Source organism: Anabaena sp. FACHB-1237, from assembly GCF_014696225.1.
GTDB lineage: Bacteria > Cyanobacteriota > Cyanobacteriia > Cyanobacteriales > Nostocaceae > FACHB-1237.
Map to the genome: position 1 here is coordinate 1 of NZ_JACJPV010000087.1, position 2,713 is coordinate 2,713.

A 2,713-nucleotide genomic window follows, 5' to 3' on the forward strand; every position below is an offset into this window, starting at 1 on the left:
ATATACATAGTAATAAAACCGGGAGTAAAGAAAGAACCATCTTTATAACCATTAATTTTCTCAAAGATTAAACCTAATACAGCAGCATTAATTAACCTTTTATTTTCTTCCTGAATTTCTTCCCCAGTGTCACTACCAAAATTGTAAGCATTGAGAAAAGCAAACAAATATTCTAAAGTATTAATTTCTCCAGTAAGTTTTTTACCGTTATTGTCTTTGAGAATAGTACCAGTAAAAATTGGTAATTTCTCATTTCGCAAATTACTAATAAAAATAGTTTCTTGTTCAATGTCTGTAGGTTCAAATAAAGAACTATTCAAATAAGGAACATGAGCAAATCTTTCTTGTAATTTTTGTTGTAAATTTTTACTTCTTTCCTGTGGTTTACGTGCTAAAACACTAAAAAATAGACTATTAAGATCATCATAATTTTCCACCTTATTTAAATTCAAAAATCCCCAAGACAGATCATTTTTATGATATCTAATTAATTGCGCTTCCAATAATTTTAAAAACAAGATTCTATTCATCCAAGTAATTGCTAATTCTAAACCCAGATTGAAAAGTTGTTCTTGATAAGTTTCTCCAAATTGTTCTGGTTTTTCTAAACGAGAAATTTTATCTAAACTATCAACTTGGGAAATAGCATTTTCTATTAATGATCCCATATTTCTATCATGTTCTTTTTTGCGTTGAATGAGTTTTTTACTACCTTCTTTAATTTCCGTTAAACCGATAATATGTAATAGTTCGCTATAAAATCCTTTATCGAGAGTATTGCTATCATTTGCAAAAGGTAACTGTAATAAGTTCATTTTCTCACACCTTGATATTGATTAAATTTAGTTTAACCAAAGCTAAATTATTCAGCAAACCCTATTTACAGATAAATTTAGCTTGTTTTTTTACAAATCTTATAATTTGTTCGGACACAATTTAATTTTAGCCTTAAATTTTCAGAATCAGGATATCCAGGATTTAAGCATTTACAGGATGTGAATTAACACAAATAGTTTTGAAAACGATAATATCCTCGATTTCTTTTTTATCCTGTCAATAAATTATAAATTGTCAGAATCAGATATTGCGTAGGTTGGGTTGACGTGAGGAAACCCAACATTTTTAAACATTTGTTGGGTTGCGCTATCGCCTAACCCAACCTAGGAAAACTAATGAATATTAGAAGTTAGGGATATGGATAAGGTGATATTATCTATAACTTTCGATAATTTGAATTTCCTCTGGTGTTAAATTATAAAGTTGATAAACCATTTGATCAATTTCTGCTTCTAATGCGCTTGTATCTGCATTGGGATCTGATTTTTTAGCGTTGAGAATTTGATCAACTAATGATTCAATATTTTTTTGATATTCTTCATTAGCAATTTTAATAGGTATTGGTGAAATAAATTGCTTATTTGCTTCAAAGAAACCATTATCTTTAGGTTTACCAATTAATTTAAAATAGAAATTTGCAACCTTAGAATTTAAAATGCCTAATAAATATTTTATATTTACTTCATTTTCATTAATAGGTTTAATACCATTGACGCGCACATTATTTAAGAAAAATTTGCCATCTTCATCAAGAAAACATTGTAAATCTGAAACTGTTTGTGCTATACCTATTTTTGATAATGTTTGCTTATCAAGGTTTTGATTTCTTCCAAATTGATACCAGTAATCATTGTCAAATTTATTATTTTCTCGACTTCTTAAAATTGATTCATTTGTTTTTAGATACTCGAAAGCTTTGGGATAATTACTTTTTAATATATTAAGATTAAGTAAGGTAAAATCATTAATTGTTTGATAAACATGAAGCAAATATTTATCAGTATTAGGAACTTTATATCGTTTAGCTTCTGTTCCTGAAATAAGTGGTTTCATTATAGAATCTTCAATTTCAACTTCTCTATCTAGTATTTTTGAATAGTATATTCCTGATGAAATTTTTCTTAAATGATAAATATTATCAGCACTAGTTTGAATCCCCACAAAAATTTGTGCTATTTCACCTAAAGATTTTGAGTTTAATTCTATTTTTCTTTTAATTTTTAAAATATTTTCTTCTCCTAAACTCCAATTGTTTTCATTTAATTGAGAAAATAAAATTTTTGCCCATTCTTTAAACTGAAGAAATTGAAATTTATAAGATTCTATTTTTAAATATTGGAAATAATCCTTTTTTTGTTTACTAAATTGTTGACAGGCTGTATAAACAGTTGCATCAAGGAAAACCTGACTAGAACCAAAATCTAAAAATCTCGATAAATACTTAGATTTAAGAATTAAACTTCTTAATGGTTTTCCATACTCATTATAAATCCAAAGAGAAGGCATAATAAAATCAACTAAACCTGAAGAATTTAATAAATCTAATGCTTTTTCTACAAAAAGAAGATAAATATCAAAGTTTCCTTTTCCTGCTGTTTGATAATTTGTAGAATAATAATTACAAACTAAGAAATTAGATTTTTTTAAATCCTGTATAGCAATATAAGGAGGATTACCAATAACCACATCAAAACCAACAAAAACACCCTCATCATTCAACACTTCAGGAAATTCAAAACGCCATTCTAGCGTATTTTCATAAATCTTCCCACGTTCTATATCCTCAATCTCAACCTTTAACTTATCAATCTCATTATTTAACTTAGCAATTTTTTTCTCCCGCTTAGTTTTCTCAGCTTTAGTTTCTGGAATCAGA

At 27.2% G+C, this 2,713-nt stretch carries 1 protein-coding gene and 1 pseudogene; both read right to left on the minus strand.

Annotation, left to right across the window (positions count from 1 at the left end; all coding sequences use genetic code 11):
- Window positions 1-815: pseudogene (locus H6F32_RS20120) on the minus strand (type II restriction endonuclease); the annotation flags it as partial.
- A gap of 394 nt (window positions 816-1,209) precedes the next feature.
- Window positions 1,210-2,713, minus strand: a 1,504-nt coding sequence (locus tag H6F32_RS20125; protein ID WP_190371041.1) for an Eco57I restriction-modification methylase domain-containing protein, incomplete at its 5' end; no start/stop codon positions are given.